The 3,842-nt window shown below is 60.5% G+C and carries 4 protein-coding genes and 1 pseudogene; 4 read left to right on the top strand and 1 reads right to left on the bottom strand.

What is annotated here, in order from left to right:
• Both EOA27_RS26630 and EOA27_RS26625 read left to right on the top strand, forming a co-directional pair.
• The coding region (locus EOA27_RS26630) for a PLP-dependent aminotransferase family protein (RefSeq protein WP_145970546.1) at positions 1 to 957 on the top strand (957 nt) is incomplete at its 5' end.
• A gap of 198 nt (positions 958 to 1,155) precedes the next feature.
• Complete coding sequence (locus tag EOA27_RS26625) at positions 1,156 to 1,371, top strand: hypothetical protein (protein ID WP_126080055.1); 216 nt, start codon at positions 1,156 to 1,158, stop codon at positions 1,369 to 1,371.
• An 87-nt stretch (positions 1,372 to 1,458) separates the two neighbouring features.
• Here EOA27_RS26625 and EOA27_RS26620 read toward each other — a convergent pair whose 3' ends face one another.
• Positions 1,459 to 2,304: a methyltransferase domain-containing protein gene (locus EOA27_RS26620; RefSeq protein WP_126080054.1), complete on the bottom strand. Its 846-nt coding sequence runs from the start codon at positions 2,302 to 2,304 to the stop codon at positions 1,459 to 1,461.
• 498 nt (positions 2,305 to 2,802) lie between these two features.
• On the opposite strand from EOA27_RS26620, the pseudogene EOA27_RS42315 reads away from it, so the two are divergent.
• Together EOA27_RS42315 and EOA27_RS26610 are read left to right on the top strand one after the other, a co-directional pair.
• A pseudogene (locus EOA27_RS42315) lies at positions 2,803 to 3,043 on the top strand (Arm DNA-binding domain-containing protein); the annotation flags it as partial.
• Between the two features lie 182 nt (positions 3,044 to 3,225).
• Positions 3,226 to 3,842: cupin domain-containing protein (locus EOA27_RS26610; RefSeq protein WP_145970545.1), on the top strand; the 617-nt coding region annotated here is incomplete at its 3' end.

The raw sequence follows: 3,842 nt of genomic DNA, 5'->3' as shown, positions 1-3,842 counted from the left end.
GCGCTGAAGGAGGCGATCGCCGGCTATCTTTATTCCGCGCGCGGCGTGCGCTGCCGACCCGAGCAGATCGTCGTCACCACCGGCGCGCAGGCCGCCTTCGATCTTCTGGCGCGCCTGCTGCTCGACCCCGGCGACACGGTGTGGATGGAGGAGCCCGGCTATTACGGCGCCAAGGCCGCCTTCACCGTGGCCGGCGCAAGGGTTCTGCCCATCCCCGTCGACCAGGAGCGCGGCTGGTATCTCGAGCCCCCCGCCCCGTTGCCCCATCTTATCTATGTGACGCCGGCCTGCCAGCATCCGCTCGGCATCACCATGCGCATGGAGGAGCGGCTGCGCCTGCTCGACATCGCCGAGACCGCCAATTCATGGGTGATCGAGGACGATTTCGACGGCGAATACCGCTTTCAGGGCCGCCCCGTGCCGGCGATCCAGAGCATGGACCGCTCCGGCCGCGTCATCTATGTCGGCACCTTCGCCAAGCTGCTGTTCCCGGCCCTGCGCCTCGGCTTCATGGTGCTGCCGCCGGAGCTCGCCGGCCGCATCGTCAACGCGCTCTCCACCACCGGCCAGTTCGCGCCGCTGCTCCTCCAGGCCGCCTTGGCCGACTTCATCACCGAAGGCCATATGAGCCGGCACCTGAAGCGCATGCGCCGCATCTACGCCCAGCGCCGCCAGCTTTTCCGCGACATCGTCACCGAGCGCCTGCGCGACGAGATCACGCTTTCCCCCGCCGAAGCCGGCATCCAGGTGGTGGGCTATCTGAGGGACGGCATCGACGACATCAAGGTCAGCCAGGCCGCGGCGAAGCGAGCCATCAACGTCTCGCCCCTGTCGAAATATTTCCAGAACACGGCGCCGACCCAAGGCCTGGTGCTGGGCTACGCGGCGTGCGACGCGGCGCAGACGCGGGACGGGGTGGAGCGGCTGGTGGCGGCGATAGGGGAGGTGCTGGGGTGAGGCTTTGGCAGTCCAGAAAACTATAGCGAACCGCCTGACATTGGGCACGCAGGAGGAGATGAAACTGGGCGTTGCTATGTTACTTTGGTGACTATCAATTCTAAACGCTCACCACTGACCGCACGTTCGGTCGGGCACAAATGTCACCGTCGCCGCCGGGCATTGTGCAGCGGCGGAACATTCGAACCGGAGGCTCAAATGCCAGTTGTCCAGGAAGAAGAACCTTCGGCCGCCGTTCACTCACATCCTGAGGAAATCAAGTCGGTTTTTGACCTGCGTTTGGGTAAGCATGTGACCTTGCAAGGCAGTGCCAGGATAACGCCCGCAGGCGTGATCAGCGCCGGAATCGCGGTGGCCGCTATGATGCTTGCGCTGCGTTATCTTGCTTCATCGGGCAGGCGTCGCAGGCAATAAGGTGGGATGCCCGGCTTTATTGGCGCACCCGACAAGAAGCGGCGTGTGCCAGAGCTTGCGCAATAGCGGTGAGCAGCGAAAGTTGGTTTAGCTCTGCGGCACGATGCCTAAGTTGAGCACCCACATTTCACGATAGCAGAAGTTGGGGTCGGCAATCAGGCGCTCCGGCTCGTCGCCTATTGCCTTCCATTGAAGATGATCCGCTTCTGGCAAATCGCACGTCCGGGCGAGCCCAGATAGGAACTTGAGATTGTTCCGAATGTAGTCACGCTCTACTGGCCTGAGCGGCTGGCGGCGCTCTGCCAGCGTTGTGATGGCGGAGACGTTCTCGAGCCCCGTCGACCGAAACCAGGCCGCCAAGCGAGTTCCCCTCATGGCGCCGGAAAGCTGTACATCATCGGACAACGCGTCGAGCAGACGCCAAGTCAGTTTGGGATCGTGCGGCTGAAACTGCCAAACCGAGATATCGACTTCCTTCACAGCAACAAGCCCACCCGGTTTCACGACGCGGCGGAACTCCTCGATTGCCTTGGTAAGTTCTTCGTCGCTTAGATATTGGGTAGCGTTTGCGCTCCAAAGCGCGTCGAACGCGCCCGTCCCATACGGCAGATCGGTCATGTCACCGGTTCGCGCGCTTATCGGACAGGCGAACTGCCGGCTTGCGATCAAATCTTCGATTGCCTCAACATTTTCTGGCGCCAGATCGAGAGCCTCGACGCGCCCCTCGGCACCCAGCAAGTCCGCCATTAAAGGCAGGAAGACCCCATTCCCTGCGCCTGCGTCCAGCACTGACCAACCGGGTTGGATACCGGTGGCGCGGAGGGTGGCATCATACTCGTCCTTCAGTGCAAGGTAATGAACATCAAGATGTCCACTACCGCTGAGCTTGTGCCCAGCCGATGTGATTTGCTCGGAATTCGAGACGTTCCTCATTTTGCCAATCGAGCCCTAGCTCCGGATAGCGACAGTTTCCCCGAATGCGGCATCAATGATGACACCTACCGCGAGGTACATCAATTTACCCTGGAAATAAGCTCCTAGAATTCCTTAGCTCTCGATCCCTCGAGAACGCGCCACCGACGCAACCCAAAGCAATGATTCAACAAAAATTGGGCGCTCGTCCAACTGTGTATCAAACCCAGCACCAAAATGACTAATCCCTGACCAGGACTGAAAAGCCATCACATCATAAGCTAGGACAGGGATGGAATGGCGCACCCGACAAGATTCGAACTTGTGACCTCTGCCTTCGGAGAATGGATAGTCGGTTTCGCCGAACCTATCCGCTTCTATCCGATTGCGCGCTATGCCACGGAATCACAAAACAAATTTGAATTCGATAGCATCAGGGCTACGACAGGGCGGCCGAAACCCTGCCCTGCCGTGCCTACGCTTTGCTTACGCGCGGATCTTTGACGGAGGCGCCCGGGCATGGCGAAGCTGACCAAACGAACTGTTGATACCACTGAAATTCGTTTCGCGGACTATGTCATTTGGGACGAGGAGTTGCCCGGTTTCGGGTTGCGTCTTCGCCTCGGGGAAGCCAAGCTACGTCGTGCAATACCGTGCCGCAGGCCGGTCGCGCCGCTACACGATCGGACTGCATGGCGTTTGGGCTCCCGAGGAAGCCAGGCGCGAGGCCAAGGTCCTGCCTGGCCAGGTCGCACGAGGTTAAGGCGCGCTTGTTAAGTCGAGCGCCGGACGTTGTGGCGGCGTCTGATCCAAGCCACTTGTTCGGATCGTGGCTCGCTCACAATCCAGGCACGCTTCGGAGCTAGGTTCTGGAATGAGTGCGACTAGTAGAACCAATGCACCATTGCGGTAAGATTTCACCATTTCCGGTTTCGAGAACCAATGTCTGAAATGGACTGGCTTAGCCATCTCTTGCAAATCATCACCGTTAGCGGCCAACTCGAGGTCCGCTGCGCTTACGGTGCGCCATGGCGTGTCGCCTGGGGCCAAGCGGCGGCGAACGAGATCCCCTTTCACGTCATAGTCAAGGGTCGCGCCATTCTCGAGGATCCAGAGTCGAAAACGGCGCGGGAACTGGTGAGCGGAGATATCGTGCTGCTGCCTCACGGTGCGGCGCATGTGCTGCACGATGGTAGCGGGCAAAGGCCCATCCGGACGCACGAAAGCCTCGGCTCTGCCGGATGGATGCTAAGCGAGAACGACAGCCAAGGCGAGCAACTGGATCTGTTGTGCGGTCGCTTTTTCATCGCGCCGCCGCATGACCGGCTGATCCGCAACTACATGCCGGCAAAGCTGGTGGCGCGGGCCTTGAACGGCCAGGCGGAAGAAGGCATCGGGTCCGCTTCCAACGAACTTGCCGGTCTTGTCGGGCTGATGCGAATGGAGTCAGCGACCGACCGAGCCGGAGGACGTGCCATTCTTAACGCGCTTTCGTCGGCCCTGTTCACATTGGTACTGCGCGCCGCGAGCCAATCGGGGAAAGCCCCAGAGGGTCTGTT

It is taken from the genome of Mesorhizobium sp. M2A.F.Ca.ET.037.01.1.1 (assembly GCF_003998075.1).
Lineage (GTDB): Bacteria > Pseudomonadota > Alphaproteobacteria > Rhizobiales > Rhizobiaceae > Mesorhizobium.
Note: the sequence above shows the minus strand (reverse complement) of the source record. Positions and strands in the feature narration are given on the sequence as shown.

Coding starts and splice junctions, on each gene's coding strand:
- EOA27_RS26625 (WP_126080055.1), top strand. CDS start 1,156: ATGCCAGTTGTCCAGGAAGAAGAACCTTCGGCCGCCGTTCACTCACAT.
- EOA27_RS26620 (WP_126080054.1), bottom strand. CDS start 2,304: ATGAGGAACGTCTCGAATTCCGAGCAAATCACATCGGCTGGGCACAAG.